Source organism: Streptomyces sp. NPDC058650 (genome assembly GCF_042717315.1).
Classification (GTDB): Bacteria; Actinomycetota; Actinomycetes; order Streptomycetales; family Streptomycetaceae; genus Streptomyces.
On sequence record NZ_JBHXRL010000019.1, the window covers coordinates 57,840 to 80,070 of the forward strand.

The 22,231-nt window shown below is 71.5% G+C and carries 20 protein-coding genes; 12 read left to right on the forward strand and 8 right to left on the reverse strand.

All coding sequences use genetic code 11. The features are described 5' to 3' along the window. The first annotated feature begins 60 nt into the window (after positions 1–60). The 9 genes from ACFWWU_RS28225 (at position 61) to ACFWWU_RS28265 (ending at position 11,025) form a co-directional block, all read left to right on the forward strand. A complete protein-coding gene (locus tag ACFWWU_RS28225; RefSeq protein WP_384149058.1) occupies positions 61–903 on the forward strand; it encodes a TnsA-like heteromeric transposase endonuclease subunit in 843 nt (280 codons plus the stop codon). Further along, on the forward strand, positions 903–2,948 hold the full coding sequence (locus ACFWWU_RS28230; RefSeq protein ID WP_384149060.1) for a transposase: 2,046 nt from the start codon (positions 903–905) through the stop codon (positions 2,946–2,948). Before ACFWWU_RS28225 ends, ACFWWU_RS28230 begins: the two co-directional genes overlap by 1 nt. A gap of 65 nt (positions 2,949–3,013) precedes the next feature. Further along, a complete protein-coding gene (locus tag ACFWWU_RS28235; protein ID WP_384149062.1) occupies positions 3,014–4,210 on the forward strand; it encodes a TniB family NTP-binding protein in 1,197 nt (398 codons plus the stop codon). A 13-nt stretch (positions 4,211–4,223) separates the two neighbouring features. Further along, positions 4,224–6,449, forward strand: coding sequence for a TniQ family protein (locus ACFWWU_RS28240; protein ID WP_384149064.1), 2,226 nt, complete (start codon positions 4,224–4,226; stop codon positions 6,447–6,449). A 140-nt stretch (positions 6,450–6,589) separates the two neighbouring features. Beyond that, the gene (locus ACFWWU_RS28245; RefSeq protein ID WP_384149216.1) at positions 6,590–7,057 is read left to right on the forward strand and encodes a DUF2199 domain-containing protein; all 468 of its coding nucleotides are present in this window, start codon (positions 6,590–6,592) and stop codon (positions 7,055–7,057) included. Between the two features lie 14 nt (positions 7,058–7,071). Next, on the forward strand, positions 7,072–7,719 hold the full coding sequence (locus ACFWWU_RS28250; protein WP_384149218.1) for a hypothetical protein: 648 nt from the start codon (positions 7,072–7,074) through the stop codon (positions 7,717–7,719). 159 nt (positions 7,720–7,878) lie between these two features. Further along, positions 7,879–8,697 carry a DUF4440 domain-containing protein gene (locus ACFWWU_RS28255; protein ID WP_384149066.1) on the forward strand — a complete coding sequence of 273 codons (819 nt, stop codon included), beginning with the start codon at positions 7,879–7,881 and terminating at the stop codon, positions 8,695–8,697. A gap of 163 nt (positions 8,698–8,860) precedes the next feature. Further along, a complete protein-coding gene (locus ACFWWU_RS28260; protein ID WP_384149068.1) occupies positions 8,861–10,459 on the forward strand; it encodes an ABC-F family ATP-binding cassette domain-containing protein in 1,599 nt (532 codons plus the stop codon). 164 nt (positions 10,460–10,623) lie between these two features. Then, a complete protein-coding gene (locus tag ACFWWU_RS28265; RefSeq protein WP_384149070.1) occupies positions 10,624–11,025 on the forward strand; it encodes a VOC family protein in 402 nt (133 codons plus the stop codon). 4 nt (positions 11,026–11,029) lie between these two features. Here ACFWWU_RS28265 and ACFWWU_RS28270 read toward each other — a convergent pair whose 3' ends face one another. From ACFWWU_RS28270 to ACFWWU_RS28285, 4 genes are all read right to left on the reverse strand, one after another. Further along, positions 11,030–12,211, reverse strand: a complete 1,182-nt coding sequence (locus tag ACFWWU_RS28270) for a methyltransferase (protein WP_384149072.1) — start codon at positions 12,209–12,211, stop codon at positions 11,030–11,032. Between the two features lie 237 nt (positions 12,212–12,448). Next, the gene (locus ACFWWU_RS28275) at positions 12,449–13,024 is read right to left on the reverse strand and encodes a histidine phosphatase family protein (protein WP_384149074.1); all 576 of its coding nucleotides are present in this window, start codon (positions 13,022–13,024) and stop codon (positions 12,449–12,451) included. 69 nt (positions 13,025–13,093) lie between these two features. Then, positions 13,094–13,555 (reverse strand): GNAT family N-acetyltransferase, encoded by a 462-nt coding sequence (locus ACFWWU_RS28280; RefSeq protein WP_384149076.1) that lies wholly within the window; start codon positions 13,553–13,555, stop codon positions 13,094–13,096. A gap of 103 nt (positions 13,556–13,658) precedes the next feature. After that, positions 13,659–15,092, reverse strand: coding sequence for a PLP-dependent aminotransferase family protein (locus ACFWWU_RS28285; protein ID WP_384149078.1), 1,434 nt, complete (start codon positions 15,090–15,092; stop codon positions 13,659–13,661). On the opposite strand from ACFWWU_RS28285, the gene ACFWWU_RS28290 reads away from it, so the two are divergent. Further along, positions 15,091–16,104, forward strand: a complete 1,014-nt coding sequence (locus ACFWWU_RS28290; RefSeq protein ID WP_384149080.1) for a DMT family transporter — start codon at positions 15,091–15,093, stop codon at positions 16,102–16,104. The genes ACFWWU_RS28285 and ACFWWU_RS28290 overlap by 2 nt on opposite strands. An 83-nt stretch (positions 16,105–16,187) precedes the next feature. Further along, positions 16,188–16,391, forward strand: a complete 204-nt coding sequence (locus ACFWWU_RS28295; protein ID WP_384149082.1) for a DUF1918 domain-containing protein — start codon at positions 16,188–16,190, stop codon at positions 16,389–16,391. Here ACFWWU_RS28295 and ACFWWU_RS28300 read toward each other — a convergent pair. After that, positions 16,367–17,638, reverse strand: a complete 1,272-nt coding sequence (locus ACFWWU_RS28300; protein ID WP_384149084.1) for a glycoside hydrolase family 10 protein — start codon at positions 17,636–17,638, stop codon at positions 16,367–16,369. The genes ACFWWU_RS28295 and ACFWWU_RS28300 overlap by 25 nt on opposite strands. A 196-nt stretch (positions 17,639–17,834) precedes the next feature. Here ACFWWU_RS28300 and ACFWWU_RS28305 point away from each other — a divergent pair, with 196 nt between their 5' ends. Further along, a complete protein-coding gene (locus tag ACFWWU_RS28305; protein ID WP_384149086.1) occupies positions 17,835–18,695 on the forward strand; it encodes a 3-hydroxybutyryl-CoA dehydrogenase in 861 nt (286 codons plus the stop codon). Between the two features lie 87 nt (positions 18,696–18,782). Here ACFWWU_RS28305 and ACFWWU_RS28310 read toward each other — a convergent pair whose 3' ends face one another. The 3 genes from ACFWWU_RS28310 to ACFWWU_RS28320 form a co-directional block, all read right to left on the reverse strand. Beyond that, the gene (locus ACFWWU_RS28310) at positions 18,783–19,313 is read right to left on the reverse strand and encodes an NUDIX hydrolase (protein WP_384149087.1); all 531 of its coding nucleotides are present in this window, start codon (positions 19,311–19,313) and stop codon (positions 18,783–18,785) included. Between the two features lie 62 nt (positions 19,314–19,375). Next, a complete protein-coding gene (locus ACFWWU_RS28315; RefSeq protein ID WP_384149089.1) occupies positions 19,376–20,719 on the reverse strand; it encodes a transcriptional regulator in 1,344 nt (447 codons plus the stop codon). A 290-nt stretch (positions 20,720–21,009) separates the two neighbouring features. Next, a complete protein-coding gene (locus ACFWWU_RS28320; protein ID WP_384149091.1) occupies positions 21,010–22,077 on the reverse strand; it encodes a PP2C family protein-serine/threonine phosphatase in 1,068 nt (355 codons plus the stop codon). Between the last annotated feature and the right edge of the window lie 154 nt (positions 22,078–22,231).

The window sequence follows — 22,231 nt, forward strand, 5'->3', positions numbered from 1 at the left end:
CCTGCGGGGTTTTCACGGGAAGTGGTATGGGCGGCCTCTCGGGCGGGCTGTCCTGGTGGCATGGAGGTATCGGCCCGTACACCGGCTCTTGAGCCGGGACCCGTGTGGTCACACAACTGCACCCTCGATGGCCTCGTCGTTCCGTACGCCGTCGACCCGGCCGCAGCCGCAGGGCTGGAGACGGGGCCGGGGTGGACGCGTCGGTGGATCACCGGGTGGAAGGCGGCTCGGGCTGAGGTCATCTGCCCCGTCCGGGACCTGGCCGGCTTTCCGGCGTTCGTGTCGGCCCCAGTACGCGCCTTCACCTGGCAGGCGGGACAGCGGCACCGTCCCGGATTGCAGTACATGCTGGCCACGGGCCGGATGCATGGCTTCGAGAGCCTGGCAGAGCGCCGTCTGCTGCTGGCGTTGGACTTCGTGGGTGGCGTCGAGGAGGTGCTGGCCCAGCCGTTCAGGTTGCGGTTCACCACCGCCGACGGCACCGAGGACCACACCCCGGATTTCCTGGTGCTGCTGCCCGGGACTGCGATGCTGATCGACGTCCGGCCCGGCCATCTGATCAAGGACAAGGACCTGGTGAAGTTCGCCGCGGCCGAGCGGGCGGCAGCCGCGGCCGGATGGCGCTACCTGGTGGTGACCGGCTGGCGCCGCCACGTGGCCACTGGACTGGACGCGCTGTCTGCCCGGCGTCGGCCGATGGCCGACCGCCTCGGGCTGCACGGTGAACTGCTGGAGTTGGCCTCCGAACGTCCACGGCAGTTGGGAGAGCTGACGGACGCCACGTCGCTGCCTGCGGTCGCTCGCGCGCATGCCGTCCATCTCCTATGGCACCGGCGCCTCGCGGTGGATCTCGCCCAGCCGTTGGGTGACGCTGCGTGGATCTACCCGGCGGGGAGGCCGTGATGCTTGAGGGGCGCCAGCGGTCGGGGGCCGAAGATCTCCAGGAACACGATCTGACCAGGGCACGGATCAGGATGGCGCATCTGTTGGAGGTCCAGACCGGCTACCGCAGCGGCAGTCGGCATTGGGCACAGCCGGGAGAGCCCAGACCCGAGTACGACCCGGCGCACACCACGCTGACCGAGCGACGCCAGGCCAAGGCGGCCGAGCTGAAGCAACTGGACCGCCAGGAGGCCAAGCACCTGGGGCTGGAATGGTTCAGTGAACGCACACTGAAGCGGATGGCCGCCCAGTACGCCGAGCACGGGCTGATGGGACTGGCGGACGGGCGGTGGACGCCGCCCCTGCGAGGGCGGCGGGCGGTCACCGAGGAGGTCGCCGAGGCAATCCGGGCCGTTCACGCTGAGTGCCTGCACCGCTCAAAGGTGAGCATGAGGACCAAAGAACGGATGATCCACCAGTACGTGGCCGAGAAGTTCGACGCCGAGGTGCACGTCCCGCACTACACGACGCTGGCGAACGTGTGGAAGGAGTGGTTCGGGAGCGGCGGCACCCGTCAGCGCTATGTCCGCTCCGCTGCCGCGGTGGAGACGGGGAAGGCGAAGGTCGTGGTCACCCGACCAGGCCAGGTGGTCGCGCTGGACACCACGCCGCTGCCGGTGAAGGTCCTCGCCGACATCTTCGGCATCCCAATCACCGCCCACCTCACCCTCGCGCTCGACGCCTACTCGCATTCCCTGGTCGCTTTCCGCCTCACGCCGGTGTCGGAGTCGTCGGTGGAGGTGGCGATGCTGCTCCGGGATGTTCTGCGGCCGCTACCAATGCGCCCCGACTGGGGCCAGGAGATGGAGTGGCCATACCCTGGCGTCCCGGCCGCGCTGGTCGCCCAGTTCGCCGGGCTCGAGGTGGCCGGGCTGCCGTTCTTCGCCCCGGAGACGGTGAACAGTGACCACGGCAGCGTCTACAAGAACCATCACATCGTCTCCGTCGCCCGCCGATTGGGAATCGATCTGCTGCCGGCCCGTGCCATGCGGCCGACCGACAAGGCTGCCTGCGAACGCGCATTTGCAGGAATCCAGTCACTGCTGCTGGAGATGTTGCTCGGCTACCGGGGCGTCGATGTCGCCGACCGCGGCGCCGACCCGGAAGGCGACGCGGTCTGGACGCTCGCGGAGATGGAGCATCTACTGGCGACCTGGATCGTCGCGGTCTGGCAAAACCGCAGGCTGGACCAGTACGCGCCGGCCTGGGACCCCGGCGGGCGGCACAGCCCGAACACGCTGTTCGCCGCCGCGGCAGCCCGCGACGGGATCAGCCTGGAGATTCCCGAGCCGGATCTGTACTACGAGTTGCTGCCCGCCCACTTCGTGAAGATCGACCGACGGCGCGGGGTGAAGATCGGCGGACTTTGGTACGGCGGCACCGACCCCGTGCTGGACGCCTTCCGCGGCCGACGCTCCGGCCGCGGCGGACGTCACGCAGGCAAGTGGGCGGTCAATCGCGATCCACGGGACTGCCGACGGGTCTACTTCGAAGATCCCGAACGGTCCGGGTGCTGGCACGCTCTGGATTGGAACGGACTGCCGCCCGGGGACGACGTCACGGCCTTCGCTGACACACGCGTACGCGAACTCCTCCGCGAGGCGGCCCGCGCTGGACTCAAGCCGCAGGATGACAGGGAACTACTGCCGGTCCTGCTCAAGCTGCTGGCTGCACGGACACCGGTTGCGGACTGGCCGACCCAGATGACAGCCCAGCAGAAGACCGAGCGGGCCCGGGAGATGGAGCGGGCACATGCTGCCGCCGCCGACCGGCCGTCCACTCCGCTGAATACGCTTCCTCCACCCGACCGGCTCGCTGAGCTCACTCAGCGAACCCGCCGGGCCGTCACGGAGGATCGCCAGCGTCGCCGCGAAGCCGCTGTCTCCCGGCCACCGGCGCCTCCGCCGCTGCTGGGGGACTCGCTGCGGGCCCGAAATCTGTTCCTGCTGCCCGACGAGGATGAGGACGATGGCCAGGCCCCCGAGCTGAGTCCGGAGCCCGCATGAGCGCCCCGGGAGACGGCGGGCCGGTCCCATTCCTCTTGCCCGGCTCTCCGCCTATGCGGGACACCGTGAGTGGATGGGAGCACTGGCGAACGACCCGCAACAGCTTCGTGCCCGCGCCCCGGCTGAGCCTTGCCGAGTGGCGGCGCTTGAGCGCACGGAGAAGGTCTCTGCATGATCTGCACCGCGCGGCCACTCACGCCACCCTCCCGCTGCTGCAGACTCCGATGACCAAGGCCGTCACCAAGCTGCTGCACGGACGCATCATGACCAACGCGCTCAAGCGGAAACCCAGTACGAGGGCCGGCGTGATGGTGACCGGTGGCGGCTACCAGGGCAAGACGGAGACGATTTGCGAGATCGCTGCGACGTTCGAGGACTCGTGGCTTGAGCTGCACCGACACCTCAATCCCGAGGCGGTTGCCGGGGCCCGCGATCTGCACATCCCTGTCGCATACGTCCAGACGCCAGTGACCGCGAAGCCGAAAAGCACCTGCAAGGCCATCCTGAACTTCTACGGCGCGCCGCTCAACCCGCGGATGGATCTACCCGACCTCATTCGCCAGGTCGCCAACTCTCTGCACGATCACGGCACAAAAGCCTTGATTCTGGACGATATTACGAGGCTTCGCCTGCACAGGGCCGATGATCAGGACACCCTCGATTTGATCCGGGCCTTCATGAGCATGCACGTCACCCTCGTCCTGGTGGGTGTCGATATTCCCGGCTCGGGCCTGCTGAGAGAGGGGCGCCACGATGCCCGCTCCCGGCAGGTGATCTTCCCTGCGTCACGACATGCCAGAGCCCACGGTCTGGAGTCGACCCAGACGGAACGACGCTTCGATCTGGTCGAACTGGACCGATTCCGCTACGACACTCCGGCTCAGATGACGGCTTGGATCAGCCATCTGACCGGCGTCGAAGCCCAGTTGAGACTGCTAAATGCGCCCTCTGGAATGCTCACGGACGGCCACATGCCCGAGTACCTCCTCGAGCGCACAAACGGAGTGGTCGGCCTGCTGGAGCGACTGGCCGAGGACGGCTGCCAAGAAGCCATCGACTCGGGCGCGGAATGCCTCACAGAAGCTCTGCTGGACGGCATCGACATCACGGTCGACGATGCACCGGGCCGTGACCCCAGTGCAGGCGAGATCCCCAACGTCCCAGGCAGTAGCGGCAGGAGGTCGTCCGGCACCAGCAAGCGCAAGCGCCCCAGGAACACGGTGTTCGACGACCGCGGCCCTGCCGCGACAACGGGCACGTGAAGGGAGACGAGCCGTGCATCCGCTTCCTCGAAGCCTGGTTCCGCTCACCGGCGAGTCGCTTCCGGGGTTCATCCTGCGTCTCTCACACCGGCTCAGCGTTCCCCCACTGCATATTGCTCGCATGGCAGACGGCCGTTCCGAGCCCGCTGGCGGCCACATCCGCCACAGACTTCTACTGGAACTCGATCCCAGCGACGCCGTCGCCTTCGCCCGCGCGACAAGGCTCAGCCTGGCCGAGGTCATGGAACTCACCTTGGCCGGCTGGAAGGAGCGCTACCCGCCGGTCGGCGTCTCCGGCGGACCATCCACCCGGGCCGGGCGGGATCCGTGGCTTTTCATCAGCCCTCGACACTGCCCGAAGTGCCTGGCCGGGGACGCCTCGCCCATCCAGAAGCAACTCGGAGGTGCGTGGCAAAAGGCATGGCATCTCCCGGTCGTCTTCGCCTGCCTGGATCACAAGCGCTATCTCGAGCACCACTGCCGACGATGCGGCGGCGCCGAAAGCGGAACCGACGCCCTGATTCACCGAGCGAACGACCTCGCCCTGCATCCGGCCCAGTGCCGCCGACAACCCGCCCAGCCATCTCCCGCCAAACGCAAAACGCCGGCATGTGGCACCAGGCTGGACAGGACGCCCAGCAGGGCAGCGCTCCAACCCACGGGACGGCTCCTCAGTCTTCAAGCACACATCCTCGGTCTGCTCACCTCAGATCGTCCCCCCGAGGATGCCTCGCAGTACTTCACCGATCTGCGACTCATCGCCGCACTGGTGACCTCTTCGTGGCCACAAACCCGGTCACTTGTCGACGAAGACGTCGTTGCGCTGATGAATACGTACGTCCAGGACGCCCAGGTCGTGGGGAACACCGCTGGCGAGCGCAAGCGTGTGCTCCACACGCCGCCACGTGACGCCGCCCTCTGCGCAGCACTCCTCAGCGCGTCCCACACGCTCCTGAAGGCGCAAGACCTGCGGAACACGCTGGCAGAATTGCTCGTCGAGTCCTCCCGCAGGAACCGCATGCCCAGAGACGCCTGGGGGCGTCTGTTCAACCGCATGGAAAGTTCCTGCTCGGCACGGGTGCGCCACGCGGGGGCAGAACCGCTGACGCGCACGTTCCGGCGCGCGAGTGGCTCCCACGGACTGACTGGCATGTTCCGCAGCGACTACGGGCCCGAACACATCCCGGCCTTTCTCGAGCCCCGCTGGTTCGAGGAGCACTTCAGTCACCTGGAAGGCATCACCCCCAAGATCCTGCGGCGGACTGCTGCCGTCCGCCTCGTTCACTGGGTCTCCGGAGGCTCCATGAACGAAGCAGCCGAGTTCCTCGGGATCTCGCCCGGACGGATGCAGTTCACCCCGGCCAACGACGCGCACCGCTGGTCACGCGCCCTACAAGGCCCGGCAGCCTTCGAGAAGGCACTGCATGACCTCGCCGACCAGCTGGCCGCCGAGACCGACCCCGTCGACTATCAATACCGCCGCTCGGTCCTTGAGGACTGGAACCTCAGCCGCGGTGAATGGCAAGCGCTGATCAACCGCTTGCCGCCCACCGCAGGGTCCACGCAGCCGGTGCTCGATGACCGCAAACGGCAGGACGCCTCCATCTTCATCTGGAGCTGCGTCACTCGAGGCGAACATCTCTTCGCTCCCCGTCCCATCGAGGCCGGGAAGACGGAGCACGTTCAACGCGCCTGGGCGAATCGGCGTCACACCACCTGGTTTCAGCTGACCCGGCCCGATGCCCTGCCCCATTACGCTGAGCTGCGAGAGCTTCTCGTCGAACACGCAAACTCGCTGGCTCGGCAGATCGACGCGGGTGCGCCGATTCCCCGCGCACAAGAGCGGCTTTGGCTCCCTCGACAACCTTCCCCTGACCCTCCACCGCGACAGACGAGGGCCCCGGAAATCAGCGGCACGCGATGGATACGCTCCTACTACGACGATCTCGACACCTGGTCCTACTTCGAGCTCGACGCCGAGGGCTGGGCACTCCGCCATGTCGATCTCCAGGGCCCCACTCTGAAGCCGGTGACCGCAGCGGCTTTGAGCGAGGTCCTCGACATCCGCGACCGCGGCGACCGAACCGCAATGGCCGTCTACCAAAACAAGTACGGCATCCTCGCCGAGGGCAGCCTGGACGGCTGGCAGGAGACCGACTCCGCAGCCGAGATTACGTCGGCCGAGTTCGAACGCGTCTGGGCACCAGCGCGCGAGGCCATCACGAGCTGGCCCGCCTGAGCTCTAGGCTCTGCGCAGCAAGGCGGGCCAGCAGGTGGGTGCCGACCGGTTGCACCGAAGCCGATCACTAGGCTCCCGTCATGACCAGTGATCTCGGATTCGCCTGCTCGTGCTGCGGCGCGCACCACCCTGAGCTGCCCATGAACTACACGGCCGAGGCCCCAGCTGTCTGGGATCCGACCTTCGCTGACGCCGACGACTGCCTGCTCTCGTCAGACCAGTGCGTGATCCAGGCGCAGCACTACTTCGTCAAAGGCCTGATCGAGATACCGGTGATCGGTAGCGACGAGGTGTTCTCCTGGGGTGCCTGGGTGTCTCTCAGTCGCGAGAACTTCTCCCGCGCGGCGGACGTGTGGGACACGCCAGGCCGGGAGTCCGAGAAGCCGTACTTCGGCTGGCTCACAACCGACCTGCCGGTCTACTCGCCCACGACCCTCAACCTCAAGACCAACGTCCACACCCGCCCGATCGGCCAGCGCCCCTTCATCGAGCTCGAACCTACCGACCACCCTCTCGCCGTTGAACAGCGCACGGGGATCACCCAGGACCGCGTACGGGAGATCGCCGCGGCAGTGCTGCACCCCTCCCGCGGCAGGAGGCAGCAGTGACGGGGGACGCACGAGTGCCGCTGACCCCTCGGGCGCCAGAAGGCCTGAGCTGCCGAGCCCGATACTTCGTCGAGGGGCACGGGCTGCGGGTTCCCCGCCGCGACCTCACGCTCTGTCGGGAGGTATGGCTCAAACGGGGGATACCGGCTGCCGAGATCGACCGGGCCGTGGCCTTCCAAGAGCGCTGGGGCGGCATCGCTCTGCCCCCGGCCCCCGCATACGAGGGTGGCCCGCGCGTTCTGGAAGCCGATGTTCCCGAAGGCTCGGCCGCGGACGGATGGCGGTTCCCGGCCGGCGGCTGTCGCGTCTCCATGGCTCACGGGTTCATGATCGGGCCGGGAGGAGAGTTCGGGATCGACGCTGACCGCTGGACACCGCTGCACGCCAGCGCAGAGGGATGGGTGGAAGCCCTGGCGCTGGCCGACCACGCGAGCTACTGGGCCAAGACCATCACGAAGATCAAGGGCAGTGCCGTCGATGAGCTGGACCTTGACGGATTCGAGCCGGTACCTGAAGTCCAGGGCCTCGCTGACACCTGGTGGCGGGGCAAGGATTCGCTGATCGCCGTCTACCGCGGCGAAGCCTCAGGCTTTGACGCCCCCCACTGCCTGAGGGCCCATATCTACGGCGGACTCGATGCATGGGGCCTCAACGGCAGTTAACACGCGGATGACCAAGCTCTCCGGCCCGGCGCCGTCAGCTGAGCAGCTACTTGGCCGAAGGGGCCAACTGAAGCACTAAGTCACAGGGGCCGCCGCGTGTCACATCGGGGGGTGCCCTCGCGTCAAGGCGGTGACGGAACCGACGAGGAGTGAGGCCCCATGCACGACGACACATTGCTCACCGCTCTGACCAGGCACTTCGACGCCGATCAGGAGCAGCTGCGGGGCGTGGCCCTGCGCATGATGGGGTCGCGGGCCGAGGCCGAGGACGTGCTCGCGGCGGCTCGGGCGGAGCTCGGGCGGGACGGCACGGCCGCCGTACGGGCCTGGCTGGCGGCCCACGTGGGGCAGGCGTGCGTACGCGGACTCCAGGAACGGGCGGCCGCGGGACGGCCCGGTCCTGGGGACGGAGGAGCCCGGGCCGGAGGGGACTCCGTGTGGCTCGCGCTGCTCGTGACCCTGGAGGCCCTCGGGGCCGAGGAGCGGCTCGCGTACGTCCTGCACGACCTGTTCGGGCTGCCGCCGGACGAGACCGCTCGGGTCACCGGCGGCTCCCCCGTGGACGTGGTGCGGCTCGCCCGGCGCGTCCGGGAGCGGCTGCGGGGCGGCGGAACCGCGCGGACCGACGGTGTGCCGGGACGGCAGCGCGCCGTGGTGGAGCGGTTCCTCGCGGCCGCACGCGCGCGTGACGCCCGCGCGCTGGCCGCCGTCCTCGCCCCGGACGTCGTGGCGTACTCCGCGCGCGGTCCGGTCCACGGCGCCCCGGCCGTCGCGGAGGCGGCCGCCGCGTTCGCCCGCCTCGCCGACGTGGCGAGGCCCGCGCTGGTCGACGGGTCCGTCGGGCTCGTCGCCTTCACGGCCGGCACCCCGGTCTCCGCGGTGGCGTTCGCGCTCCGGCACGACCGGATCGTCGCCCTCGACATCGTGACAGGGGCGGACCGGGTACGCGCCCTGGACCTGGCCTTTCCCGACGGGTGAGCGGACGGGGCGGGAAGGAGGCGGGCCCGGGCGGGGTGAAATTCAGGGGCGTCGGGGTGCCCGCTCCGTTAGCCTCGACGTATGCCTACGCCCCGAATCTCCTAGCTGCGGACCCACTCTCACGCCACCCGTGTGTCCCTTTGCTGTTTCGGAGCGTTATCCCATGATCACCGTTCGTGGTGCCGACGTGCGCGTCGGCGCCCGGCTCCTGCTGTCCGGCGTCTCCTTCCACATCGCCCCCGGCGACCGGATCGGCCTCGTCGGCCGCAACGGCGCCGGCAAGACCACCCTGCTCGACACCCTGGCCGGGCTGCGCGCCCCGGCCGCCGGCACCGTCACCCGTACCGGCTCCGTCGGCCATCTCGCGCAGGACTCGCGGGCCGCCGACCCGACTGTGTCCGTCACTGACCGGATCCTCTCCGCGCGCGGTCTCGACCTGGCCGTCCGGCGGCTCGCGGAGGCGGCCCGCCGGCTCGGCGAGGCGCCCGACGCGCGGGCCCTCGCCGCGTACGACCGGGCGGAGGCCGCGTTCGAGGCGGGCGGCGGGTACGCGGCCGAGGCGGAGGCGGCCCGGGTCGCCGCCGGGCTCGGCCTGCCCGCCGAGGTGATGGACCGGCCCGTCGGCCGGCTGTCCGGCGGACAGAAGCGCCGGGTCGAGCTGGCCCGGATCCTCTTCGCCGGTCACGGCCCGGAGGACACCCTGCTCCTCGACGAGCCGACCAACCACCTGGACGCCGACTCGATCGGCTGGCTGCGCGGCTTCCTGACCGCCCACCGGGGTGGCCTGGTGCTGATCAGCCACGACGTGCGGCTCCTCACCGACACGGTCAACCGGGTCTTCCACCTCGATCCGCGGCGCGCCGCGCTCGACGTCCACAACACCGGTTGGCAGGTCTACCTCGCGCAGCGGGACGCCGACGAGCGGCGCCGGGTGCGCGAGCGCGCCAACGCCGAGCGGAAGGCGGCCGCGCTGCACGCGCAGGCGGACCGCATGAAGTCCCGGGTGGCGACGGCGACGACGGCCCGCAGCATGGCGCGCAGGGCCGACCGGATGCTCGCCGGGCTCGACCCCGCACGCACGGCCGAGCGGGTCGCGCGCATCCGGCTGCCCGAGCCCGCGCCCTGCGGTCGTACGCCGCTGGGTGCGGTCTCGCTCACCAAGGCGTACGGGGAACGCCCCGTCCTCGGCGGGGTGGACCTGGCGGTGGACCGGGGCAGCCGGCTGGTCGTCCTCGGGCTCAACGGAGCCGGGAAGACGACGCTGCTGCGGCTCCTCGCCGGGGCGGAGACGCCCGACGCGGGACGGGTCGTGCGCGGGCACGGCCTGCGCCTCGGGTACTTCGCCCAGGAACACGACACGCTGGACCGGGACCGTACGGTCCGGGAGAACCTCGCGGGGGCCGCACCGCACCTGACGGACGGAGAAGTACGGGCGGTGCTGGGCGCCTTCCTGTTCCGGGGCGACGACGCCGACAAGCCGGCCGGGGTGCTCTCCGGCGGCGAGAAGACCCGGCTGGCGCTGGCCGCGCTCGTCCACTCCGGCGCCAACGTGCTGCTCCTCGACGAGCCCACGAACAATCTGGACCCCGCCTCCCGCGACGAGGTCCTGGCAGCCGTGGGCACCTACCCGGGCGCGATCGTGATGGTCACGCACGACGAGGGCGCCATCGACGCGCTGCGCCCGGAGCGGGTCCTGCTGCTCCCGGACGCGGACGAGGACCTGTGGAGCGAGGAGTACCGGGAGCTCGTCACCCTGGCGTGACGGCGGGGGCGGGGACGGCGGTGCGTGGCCGTGGGGCGCTGCGGAGGGAGGGGTGACCGGGTCGCCGGGACCGGGAACCCTGACCCTCGCGTCAGGGTCGGTTCCGGGGAAGGAGGGGGAGAGCCCCGAGGGCCGGCGACCCGTGCCCGCCTAACCTGGAGGGCATGATCATCCAAGCGCGGACCCATGTACGGGTCGCCCGCCCCTCGCGGGATCTCGCCGCCGCCGAGCGGTTCTACGTCGACGGGCTCGGCCTCGCCGTGCAGTGGCGGACCACCGTGCGGGAGCCCGGCGAGCACGACCTCCTCATGGTCGGCCCGGCCGGCGGAGGCTGGCACTTCGAGCTGACCCGCGACCCCGAGCACCCGGTGGAGCCCACCCCCACCGTCGAGGACCTGTTCGTCGTCTACCTCGGCGCGCCCGTCGAGGAGGAGCAGGTCGAGCGGCTGCTCGCGGCGGGCGGTACGCGGGTACCCGCGCACAACCCGTACTGGGACGAGTACGGCGTCACCGTCGCCGACCCCGACGGCTACCAGCTCGTCCTGTGCTCCCGTACCTGGGGCTGATGCCTCAGGCGGTGTCGTCCCGGTCTGGCTGACGGACGGCCCGGATGACCACGAACTTCGGGTCGCTCGCGACGAGTTCGCTGTTCCCGAAGATGCGGCGGAGGGTCACGTGGTAGCCGAGGTGGCGGTTGCCGATGACCCACAGTTCGCCGCCCGGCCGCAGCGCGCGCCGCGCTTCCGTGAACATGCGGCGGGCCGTGCGGTCGGTGGTGGCCTGGTGACTGTGGAACGGCGGGTTGTTGAGGACGAGGTCGACCGAGCCGGCGGGCAGGTCCGAGAGCCCGTCGCCGACGATGAACTCGGCCTTGCGCCCTTCGCCCACGTGGGTGCGGAAGTTCTCCTCGGCGGAGGCGACCGCCTGGTACGACTCGTCGGTGAAGACCAGCTCCGCGTCGGGCTCGTGGAGGGCGATGGCGAGGCCCACCACGCCGTTGCCGCAGCCGAGGTCGGCGACCCGGGCCCGGCCGAGGTCACCGGGCAGGTTCGCGAGCAGGAAGCGGGTGCCGATGTCGAGGCGGTCGGCGCAGAAGACCCCGGCGTGGTTGGTGACGGTCAGGCCGGGGAGGCCGGGCGCGGGGGTGTCCGCCGGGAGGGCGTACCGGTGCGGCCAGGGGTTCGGGCGCGGGGCGATGCCGGGCTCGGGCGTGGTGTGGATCAGCCGGGCCTTCTTCACCGCGAGCGAGGTGCGGGTGGTCCCCAGGATCCGCTCGAAGAGGCGGAGCGTGGAGGTGTGGATGTCCTTGACCATGCCGGCGCCGACGATCACGGTGCCCTCGTGCACGGCGGGTGCCAGCCGGTGCAGCTGGTCCTCCAGGAGCGCGAGGCTCTTGGGGACGCGGACGAGGAGGACGTCGATCCGCTCGGGCGGCGGGTCCTGCGTGGTCAGCAGCCGGACGGCGTCCGGAGCGGCCCCGGCGCGCGCGAGGTTGGCACGCGTGGCCTGCCGGCCGAGGTAGGAGTCGGAGATCTGGACGAGCTCGCCGGGGCCGGCGGCCTGGAGTGCGGTGACGAGCGCTCCCCAGCGGTCGCCGAGGACGGCGACGGCGCCGGACAGGTCGGTACCGCTCTCGGCCAGGTGGGCCAGGAGGTACTCGTCGGACGCGTCCCAGGCCCGCAGCGGATCGCGCGGGTCCTCGGGATGGCGGGTCAGCGTGAAGGCGCCCCATGACGTGGTCAAACGGTTCATCGTGCTCTCAGGCTAGCCGGTCGCGGCGTCCCGCTCTCCCTCCGCGTGCTCGCCGGCGGCGACGGGAGACCCTCCCAGGGCGCGGCGAAGAGGCTCCGGGCGTCCGGGGCCCCGGGAAAGGCGGGGCTGGTGGCGGCGCCGGTGGCGGGGCCGGCCGCCTCCTGGCCGCGGCTCGACCGGGCTCCGTACCGTCGGCGTGTCCGTACCCCCGCGCTGCGAGGGGAGACGACCCGTCGTTCAGCGCAGGGCGGCGTCGAGATGGAGGTGCCAGAGGCCGGGGCGGCCGGTGAGCGTGACGGTGGAGAGCGGGCGGACGTCGACGTTCCAGTACGTGGAGGGCGGCGCCCTCAGGGCGTACACGAGGGCGGCCCGGACGACGGAGGGTTCGGCGACGGCGACGATGGAGCAGTCCTCGGCGGGGCGGGTGTCGAGCCAGTTCCCTATCCGGGTGATGAAGGCGAGGAGCGGTTCCCCGCCGTGCGGGGCGGTGCGGGCGTCGGTGAGCCAGGCGTCTACGGCGGCCGGTTCGAGGGCGGCGACCTCGGCGAGGGTGAGGCCGCGCCAGCGGCCCATGTCGCACTCGCGCAGCGCGGGCTGGGCGAGGGGCGCGTAGCCGAGGGCGGTGCCGGTGGCACGGCTGCGCGGGGTCGGGGAGCAGTAGCGCAGCTCGGCCGCGCCGAGCGGGATGAGTGCGGGCGCGGCGACCTGCACCTCGTACCAGCCGGCCTCGTCGAGCGGCCGGTCGTCGTCGAAACGTTCGGCGAGCAGGGAGGAGCTGCGTGCCGCCGCGACGAGCGTCACCCGAAGACTCATGGCCGCGATGGTGAGGCCGGCGGCCGCCCAGGTCAAGGGGTCATTTCCCGGGACCGGAGGGCCGCCGGGTCACTGCTGCCCGAGAGCCATCCAGTTGTCCGGATTCTGCAGTGGCGTGAAACCGACCTTCTCGTACACGCCGTGCGCGTCGGCGGTGGCGAGCAGGATGCGGCGCAGGCCGTGCGGCGCGAGGTGGTCGCGGACGGCGGCGACGAGCGCGGTGCCGAGGCCGGTGCCACGGGCCCCCGGGTCGACGTAGACGTCACAGAGCCAGGCGAAGGTGGCGTAGTCGGTGACGATGCGCGCGTACGCGGCCATCTCGCCGGTCTCACCGTGGTAGGCGCCGAAGTTGAGCGATCCCGCGATGGCCGCGTCCTGCTTCTCCCGAGGTCGGCCGAGGGCCCAGTAGGCGTCCGAGGAGAGCCAGTGGTGGACGCGGGCCGCGTCGATCCGCGCGGGATCGGCTGAGATCTCGTACGCCCCGTGCATGACGGTGGTGCCGGTGGGGGCGGGGGTGGTGCTGGAGTTCATGGCCGCAGGGTTCCAGGGGCGCGGGCTCTTGTCAGGTGAATTTGCCGCTGCCGGAAGTCGCCGGGCGGTCCGGTCCGGGCCCTCGCCCGGACCGGACCGCCCCTCAGGCGGTGAGTTCGTCGACCGCCGTCCGCAGGCGGCGCACCCCTTCCGCGATCTCGGCGGGGCCCGCCACACCCGCGAAACTCAGCCGGATGTGCCCGGCGGGGGGTTCGGCGCAGAAGTAGGGGCGGCCCGGAGCGGCGGCGACGCCGGTGCGCAGGGCCGTGGGGAGGAGCGAGGCCTCGGGCAGCGTGTCGGGGAGGCGGAGCCAGAGGTGGTAACCGCCGGAGGGGACGCGCGGCAGGGCGAACTCCGGGAGGTGGAGGGCGACGGCCGCGGTCATGGCCTCCCGGCGGCTCCTGAGCTCCTGGGAGACGGCCCGGAGGTGTCGGTGCCAGGCCGGGGAGCCGACGAGTTCGAGGGCGGCCTCCTGGAGGGGCCGGGGAACGAAGAAGCTGTCGACGACCTGGATGGCGCGCAGGCGTTCCAGGACGGGGCCGCGGGCGGCGAGCGCGCCGACGCGGAGGCTGGGCGAGGTGGGCTTGGTGAGCGAGCAGACGTGGACGACGACGCCGTCGGGGTCCTCGGCGGCGAGCGTCGCGGGGAGCGGCCCCGCGTCCTCGTGGACGAGACGGCGGGCGAAGTCGTCCTCGACGACGAAGGCACCGGCGGCGCGGGCGATGCGGACGACCTCCCGGCGCCGTTCCGGGGTGAGCGCGGTGCCCGTCGGGTTCTGGAAGAGCGGCTGGCAGACGAAGACCCTGGCTCCGGTGGCCCGGAAGGCGGCTTCGAGGAGTTCGGGGCGGACCCCGTCGGCGTCGCCCGGTACGGGGACGGGCCGGAGTCCGGCCGCGCGGGCGACGGCGAGCATGCCCGGGTAGGTGGGCGACTCGACGAGCACGGGGGTGCCGGGCGGGGCGAGGGCGCGCAGGGCGGTGGTGATGGCGGACTGGCCGCCCGCGGTGATCAGCACCTCGGCGGCGGTGACGCTGCCGCCGATCTCGCGGGCGAACCACTCGCGCAGTTCGGGCAGACCGTCCGTGGGCGGTCGCCCCCATGCTCCGGGGCGGCGTCCGGCGCGGGCGAGGGCGGCGGCGAGGGCCCGCTCGGGCTGGAGGGAGTGGTGGAGGTAGCCGCCGTTGAACTCGATCACTCCCGGCGGGGGCACGGAGAGGGTGACGAGGACTCCGGAGGCGTCGACGGCCCGGGGGACGAGCTCGGTGGCGGTGTCCGCGCTGAGCGCGAGTTCCTGCCAGGAGGTGTCCCCGGCGACGGGGGTGGCGCGCGGCTCGGCCCGGAAGACGCCGGCGCCGGGACGGGTGACGACGAGGCCTTCGGCGGCGAGCTGGGCGAGGGCCCGGGTCACGGTGACCGGGGAGACGCGGTAGCGCTCGACGAGTGCACGACTCGACGGCAGCTTTCCACCGGGTGAGTAGCGGTTGAGCTCCGCCCTCAAGGATTCCGCCAGTTCCGCGACACTGCTACGCTCATGCATGAGACCACAGGATAGCGCTACTGCCACCACGACGATAGCGGTCACCGCCACGGAGGGAAGCACTCCGGCCGGGACCGCCGACGTCACGGACGCGATCGCCGCCACGCGGCCGACCGATGGACGGACGACCTCCGGATCGGAGCCCCCGTCCGCCCCCGGGACGCGCGGCACCCTGCTCGCCCTCCTCGGCGTGGTCTCCTTCTCGCTGACCTTCCCGTCGACCGTGTGGGGTCTGGAGAGTTTCGGACCCTGGTCCCTGGTGGCCGTCCGCTCCACGCTCGCCGCGCTGATCGCGGGCGCCTTCCTCCTCGTCGGGCGGGTGCCGCTGCCGGAGCGCCGTCACTGGGCCGGCCTCGCCGTCGTCGCCGGCGGTGTCGTCATCGGCTTCCCGCTCCTGACGACGCTGGCGCTGCAGACCTCCACCACCTCGCACGCCGCCGTCGTCGTGGGCCTGCTGCCGCTCACCACGGCGACGCTCGCCGCGATCCGGACCGGCCGGCGCCCGTCCCGTACCTTCTGGTTCGCGGCCGTCTCCGGAGCCGTCGTCGTGCTCGGCTTCACGCTCCAGCAGAGCGGCGGCGCGGTGTCCACGGGCGACCTGTACCTCTTCGGGGCACTGCTCGTGTGCGCCGCCGGCTACACGGAGGGCGGCCGGCTCGCGTCGCTCATGCCGGGCTGGCAGGTCATCGGCTGGGCCCTGGTCTTCTGCCTGCCGCTGATGGCGGTCGCCTCGGCGGTGACGCTGTCGATCGAGCCGGTCCACCTCACCGCCCACGGCGTCATCGGCCTGGTGTGGGTGGCCGCCGGTTCCACCTTCTTCGGCCTGTACGTCTGGTACCGGGGCATGGCCGAGATCGGGATCCCCAAGGCCAGCCAGCTCCAGCTGTCGCAGCCGCTCCTCACCCTGTTCTGGTCGGTGTTCCTGCTCGGCGAGTCGCTGCCTCTCGCCGCCCCGATCGCCGCCGTGGGCGTCCTCGTCTGCATCGCGGTCACCCAGCGGGCGAAGAGCTGACGCGACGAATGGGGGTGGCGCGGGTCACAATGGCAGACAGAGACTCCGAGTAGGACTGGCGCGTTCACGAGGAGGTCACCCTGATGCAGGCGAGCGTGGGCGACAAGCTGCTGGTGCACGGCCGCACCGTCGGTCACCACGACCGTACGGCCGAGGTTCTGCAGGTACTGGGGGAGAACGGCACACCCCCGTACCGCGTGAAATTCGACGACGACGGTCACGAGGCCCTGATGTCGCCGGGCCCCGACACCGTCGTACGTCATCACCCGGAGGCGGAGGCCTTCTGAGCACTCTCCTTCGGCGGACGGATTCTGGTCGGGTAGTGATCGGCCACCACGGTGGCCATCGCCCCGGTCCGGTCCTCGGCGACTTCCTTCGCCGCGAAGAAGCAGTGCCCGCCGACCGACCGGTAGGCGGCGGCGACCTCCAGATGGCGTGACAGCTCCTTCGGGTCCTGCCAGGCCGCCGGCTGGGCGGGATCGCCCGCCTTGTAGAGCGCCTCGCCGATGTACAGGCCGACGCCGGTCCCGCGGACGACCGCGTCCCACCAGGGCAGCAGCTTCGCGTAGTCGGCGGCGGGCAGGCCGATGTTCCAGTACAGCTGCGGGACGACGTGGTCGATCCAGCCCTCGCGGATCCACTTGCGCGTGTCGGCGTACAGGTCGTCGTAGGTCTGCACTCCTGCGCAGGTGTCCGAGCCCTCGGGGTCGGTGGCGATGTTCCGCCACACGCCGAAGGGGCTTACGCCGAAGGCCACGTGCTTCCTGGTGTCCTTGATCCGGGCGGCCATCTCGGAGACCAGCAGATCCGTGTTGTTCCGCCGCCAGGACGCCTTGTCGGGGAAGTCCGCCCCGTACCGCGCGTACGCCTCGTCGTCGGCGAAGACCTGCCCGGCCACCGGGTACGGATAGAAGTAGTCGTCCCAGTGCACGGCGTCGATGTCGTAGCGGCGCAGCGCGTCCAGCATCGCGTCCTGGACGAAGCGGCGGACCTCGGGCAGGCCCGGGTTGTAGTACAGCTTTCCGCCGTAGGGCAGTACCCATTCCGGATGGAGCCGGGCCGGGTGGTCGGCGACGAGCCGGGTCGGATCCGTGTGATTCGCCACTCGGTACGGGTTGAACCAGGCGTGCAGTTCGAGCCCGCGCGCGTGGGCCTCCTCGACGGCCGTGCCCAGCGGGTCCCAGCCCGGGTCGCGGCCCTGCGTACCGGTCAGGCACTGGGCCCACGGCTCGTACGGCGAGGGCCACAGGGCGTCGGCGGTCGGCCGGACCTGGAGGACCACCGCGTTGAGGTGGCGCTCGACGGCCCTGTCGAGATGGGCGAGGAGTTCGGCGCGCTGCTCCTCGGCGGTCAGGCCGGGCCGGGAGGGCCAGTCGCGGTTGGCGACCGTGGCCACCCACACGCCCCGGAACTCGCGCTTTCGGTGCGGCCCGTTCCCCCGGTCCGGGGACGCGGGGGCGGCGGCCGTCGTCACCTCTGCCGCTCCCGTTGTCGCTCCCGTCACCATGAGCGCCGCTCCGGTGGCGCCGGCCACGAACCCTCTTCTGCCGATAGGCCGCACTTGTACCCCTCTTCTGTCGGATACGTCACACCCACCCGGACAGCATGCCCGCCCCGGACGATCGATCATCGGTTAATGAGCGGTAACGTCGTGGGGTCGAGGCGAACGCACCGGAATCACACGGGGCCCGCCGCCAGAGAAGAGCGAAAGGCACGAGGTGACGGACTCCATGGCCGACATTGAGCGCGTCGGAGTGGTGGGTTGCGGCCAGATGGGCGCGGGCATCGCGGAGGTGTGTGCCCGGAGCGGCCTTGAGGTGAAGGTCGCCGAGACCACCGGCGAGGCGCTGGAATTCGGCCGTACGCGGCTCTACAACTCGCTGTCGAAGGCCGCCGAACGCGGCAAGATCAGCGAGGAGGAGCGGGACGCGACGCTCGCTCGCCTCAGCTTCACCACGGACCTGGGCGAGTTCGCCGACCGCGACCTCGTGATCGAGGCGGTCGTGGAGAACGAGCAGGTCAAGACCGAGATCTTCCAGGTGCTCGACCAGGTGATGACCCGGCCCGACGCCATCCTGGCCTCGAACACCTCCTCCATCCCGCTCGTGAAGCTGGCCGTGGCGACCTCCCGCCCCGACCAGGTCATCGGCATCCACTTCTTCAACCCGGCCCCGGTGCAGAAGCTCGTCGAGCTGATCCCGGCCCTCACCACCTCCGAGGGCACGATCAGCCGTGCGCAGGCCTTCGCCGAGAAGGCGCTCGGCAAGCACGCGATCCGCGCGCAGGACCGCTCCGGCTTCGTCGTCAACGCCCTGCTCGTGCCGTACCTGCTCTCCGCGATCCGGATGTTCGAGTCGGGCATCGCGAGCCGCGAGGACATCGACAACGGCATGGAGTACGGCTGCGCCCACCCGATGGGCCCGCTGAAGCTCTCCGACCTCATCGGTCTGGACACGATCGCCTCGATCGCCGACTCGATGTACGCCGAGTTCAAGGAGCCGCTGTACGCCGCTCCCCCGCTGCTCCAGCGCATGGTGGACGCGGGCCGGCTCGGCCGGAAGACGGGCTCGGGCTTCTACCCGTACTCCTGACCCCCTGGACACCGGACGGCCCGTACTCACGCACAGGTACGGGCCGTCCGGCATGTCACCGTGTCCGCTTCCCGGCCCCCGCGCTCCTCAGCCGAGCCGCAGGTGGTGGAGCATGAGCAGCCCGGCGGCCATGTTGGCGGCCGGGATCTCGCCGCGGGCGATCATGTCGGGGACCTGTGCGAGCGGGATCCACGCCCGCCGTGAGGACTCGAACGCGTCCTCGGGCGGACCGGTGTACGTGGCCCGTTCCGCCCAGTAGAGGTGATGGCGGGCGTCGGTGAGACCGTTCGACGGCTCGACGGTGAGGAGATGGCGCAGGGGCCCCGGCCGCCAGCCGGTCTCCTCCTCCATCTCGCGCGCGGCGGCGGTCTCGACGTCCTCCCCGTCCTCGACGACACCGGCGGCCAGTTCCCAGCCCCAGCTGTCGGTGATGAAGCGGTGGCGCCAGAGCATCAGGACTTCGTCGGCCTCGTTGACGGCGGTCGCGACGGCGACCGGGCGGAGCCGGATCAGATAGTGGTCGAGGTGGCGGCCGTCCGGGAGTTCGACGTCCGCGAGGTTCACCTGGAACCAGCGATTCTCATAGACAGAGCGTTCGCTCAGTTTCGTCCACTGCACGTTCTTGCCACCTTCCGACTGGTCGGTGCTTGTTTGGTGGCAATATCGCAGCAGTTGACGGCCTATAGGGGAACGCGCAGAGCCCCGTCGATGAGATCCGCCGCCTCCCGGGCATCCCCTCCGCCGCTCGCGAGGAGATGCTCCCGCACCTGCCGCAGGCGATCCCGCAGCCGCCGCGACTCCATCCCCCTGGCCCGCTCGGTCATCTCCACCGCCGTGCGCGCCGCCCCGTCGACCTCGCCCCGCCGCAGCTCGATCTGGCACAGCATGGCCAGCCGGTGCACCCGGCCCCGGTCGTGCGAGGGCGTCCGGACCGCCGCCGAGGCGTGCTCATGGGCCGCCGGGAGATCCCCCAGACTGAGCAGGGCCTCCGCCACCTGCACGTTGACGAACCCCGGCTGGACGTACCCCGTCTCCGCCGGTTCCGCGCCCGGGCTGATCCGCTCCGCCTCCGTCTCCGCCCGCCGGATGCAGGCCAGTGCGGCCGCCCCGTCGCCCAGATGTGCGTACGCCTTCGCCTGCATCGCCGTCAGGTCGGCGGCGAGCGCAGGGGTGATCCGGCGCCCGGCGGCCCGCAGCGCCGCCTCCGCGAACGCCACCGCCTGCCGGTACTCCCCCATGAACAGCGACTGGTTGACCAGGAGCGCGATGACATACGCGCCGAGACCCCGGTCCCCGCTGGCCTTCGCGAGTCGCAGCGCCTGGTGGAAGTAGCGCTGGGCGAGGCCGTGCGCGTCCGCGTCGTACGCGCAGATTCCGGCCACCGCCACCAGGCCGCCGGTGGCCCGGTGCAGCCGCCGGCCGAGCGCGTCGCTGTACGCGCCCCGGAGCAGCGGCGCGGTCTCGGTGGTGAGGAAGCCGACGATGCGGGCGCGGGTCGCGATGCCCCCCGCCTTGCGGTACATCTGCTCGTAGTGGGACCGGGCGGCGCTCAGTACGGCGATGTCGGCGGCCGACACCGTGGTCCCCCGGCCGTCGCGGGAGACGTCCACGTCCTCCGGCGGGTTCTCCCACTCCCACACCGGCATCACCGCGGGTGTGCCCGTCACCGCCTGCGCACCGACTATGTGCGGGCGCTGCTGCTCGTCGGACCGCCACAGGGCCGCCGCGCGCTCGACGAAGCCGGAGAGCGGCGTCCCGAAGGCGGGCGGCGGTCCGCCCGGCACTCCGAGGCCGATGTCGTCCAGGGTCACCTGCCGGTGCAGCCGGGCGGCGAGCACCTCGCAGATCAGGTCGGGCACCTGGCCGCGCGGCCGCTGACCCTTCAACCAGCGGGCCACGGCGGTGTGTTCGTAGCGCAGGGGGATCCCCCGGGCCCGGCCGGCCCGGTTCACGCGGGCGGCGAGCCCGGCGTGGGAGACGCCCGCTTCGTCGAGCAGGGCGTCGAGCAGGGTGTTGGGCTGCATGCCCCCTCCGGTCGCTCGGTGAACTCAGCCTAGGGGTGTCGGACACGGCCCGTGGCCGAATCCCGACGGGCGATTTCGCACGGGGTGTGAATGAAGTACCCGTTCTTCCGGTCCGCGTGCTCTGCCCGGCCCGGCCCCGCACCGCTTGACTGTGCTTCTCGCCGCAAGGCGACGACCGGGCCGCCGGCTCCCCCCTCTTACAGTGCGGCCGCCCGGTCCGCGTCGCCCGCCCCGCTGATCTGCCCGACACTCCGTGGCGGGGCGGGCGATGCCGGCGTAGGCCCCTCCGCTCAACAGTGTGAGGAGGGGGCGGGCCGGGGGCGGCGCAGCCCGGGTTCGGCGGGCTGCGCCGGCACCCGGACACGGTCGTTGCGGACGACGAGGAGTGCGATGTCGTCGGCGAGCCGGCCGCCCGTGTGGTCGAGAAGTGCCGCGTGGACCCGGCGGACCAGCATCGCGGGCGTCTCACCGGCCATCCCGGCCAGGGCGTCGTCGAGGGCGAAGAACCGGCCGCGGTGATCACGGGCCTCCTCCGCCCCGTCGGTGTACAGGACCAGCGTCTCGCCGGGAAGCAGCCGGGAGCCGTCGTACGGCGCGAGCACGGCGGGCAGCGGAAGGACCCCGAGCGGCGGAAGCGGATCGCCGAGCGGCAGCCGCTCCACCCGCCGCCCGATGCGGTACGGGCCGGGGTGCCCGCAGTTGAGCACCGAAAGCCGCCCGTCGGCCGCGACCTCCAGGAGCAGCAGGGTCACGAACTCCTCGGCCACCGGATGCTCCGGCGCCACCCCGCTGCGCGCCGGATGCTCGTCGCGCGCCCGCTCCCGCAGATGCCGTTCGAGGGCCCGCTCCAGCCTCCTCAGGACCCCGCCGAGTTCGGCCTCGTCGTGGGCGGCCTCGCGGAAGCTCCCGAGAACGGCCACCACGGCACCGAGCGCGGCGAGCCCGTGCCCCCGCACGTCCCCGACGACGATCCGCACGCCGTACGGGGTGGCCACCGCCTCGTACAGATCCCCGCCGACGGAGGCACCCGGCGAGGCCGACAACTGCCCTGCGGCGAGCGCCAGTCCGTCGAGCCGGGCGGGCGGCGGCCGCAACAGCACCTGCTGTGTGGCGTCGGCGACGGCCCGCACCCGGGCCAACTCGCGGGCGAGCCCCCGCCGGACGCCGAGGACGAGCCCGGTGCCGACCGTCAGGAAGACGACGCTGGTGGCGATCCGCATGGGCAGCCCCGGCTGCCGGGCCAGCGGACAGCCGAACTTCCACACCACGGCCACCGCGCCCCAGGCGGTGGGAAGAGCGAGCGGGGCCAGCCGGCGGAGCCGGGAGCCAGCGGAGAGCAACGACCTGGAACGGATCATGCACGGCCCTTCCCGAGCCCCGACAGCGCCCGAAGGCCCTGCGGCCCACAGGTCCGCCCCTGCGGCCGCGTCGATTCTGCCGACCGTACGGGCCACGGGGGAACACCCCTCGGCGATCTCACCCGAAGGAGTGAGCACCCCCGGCGCGCCGCCT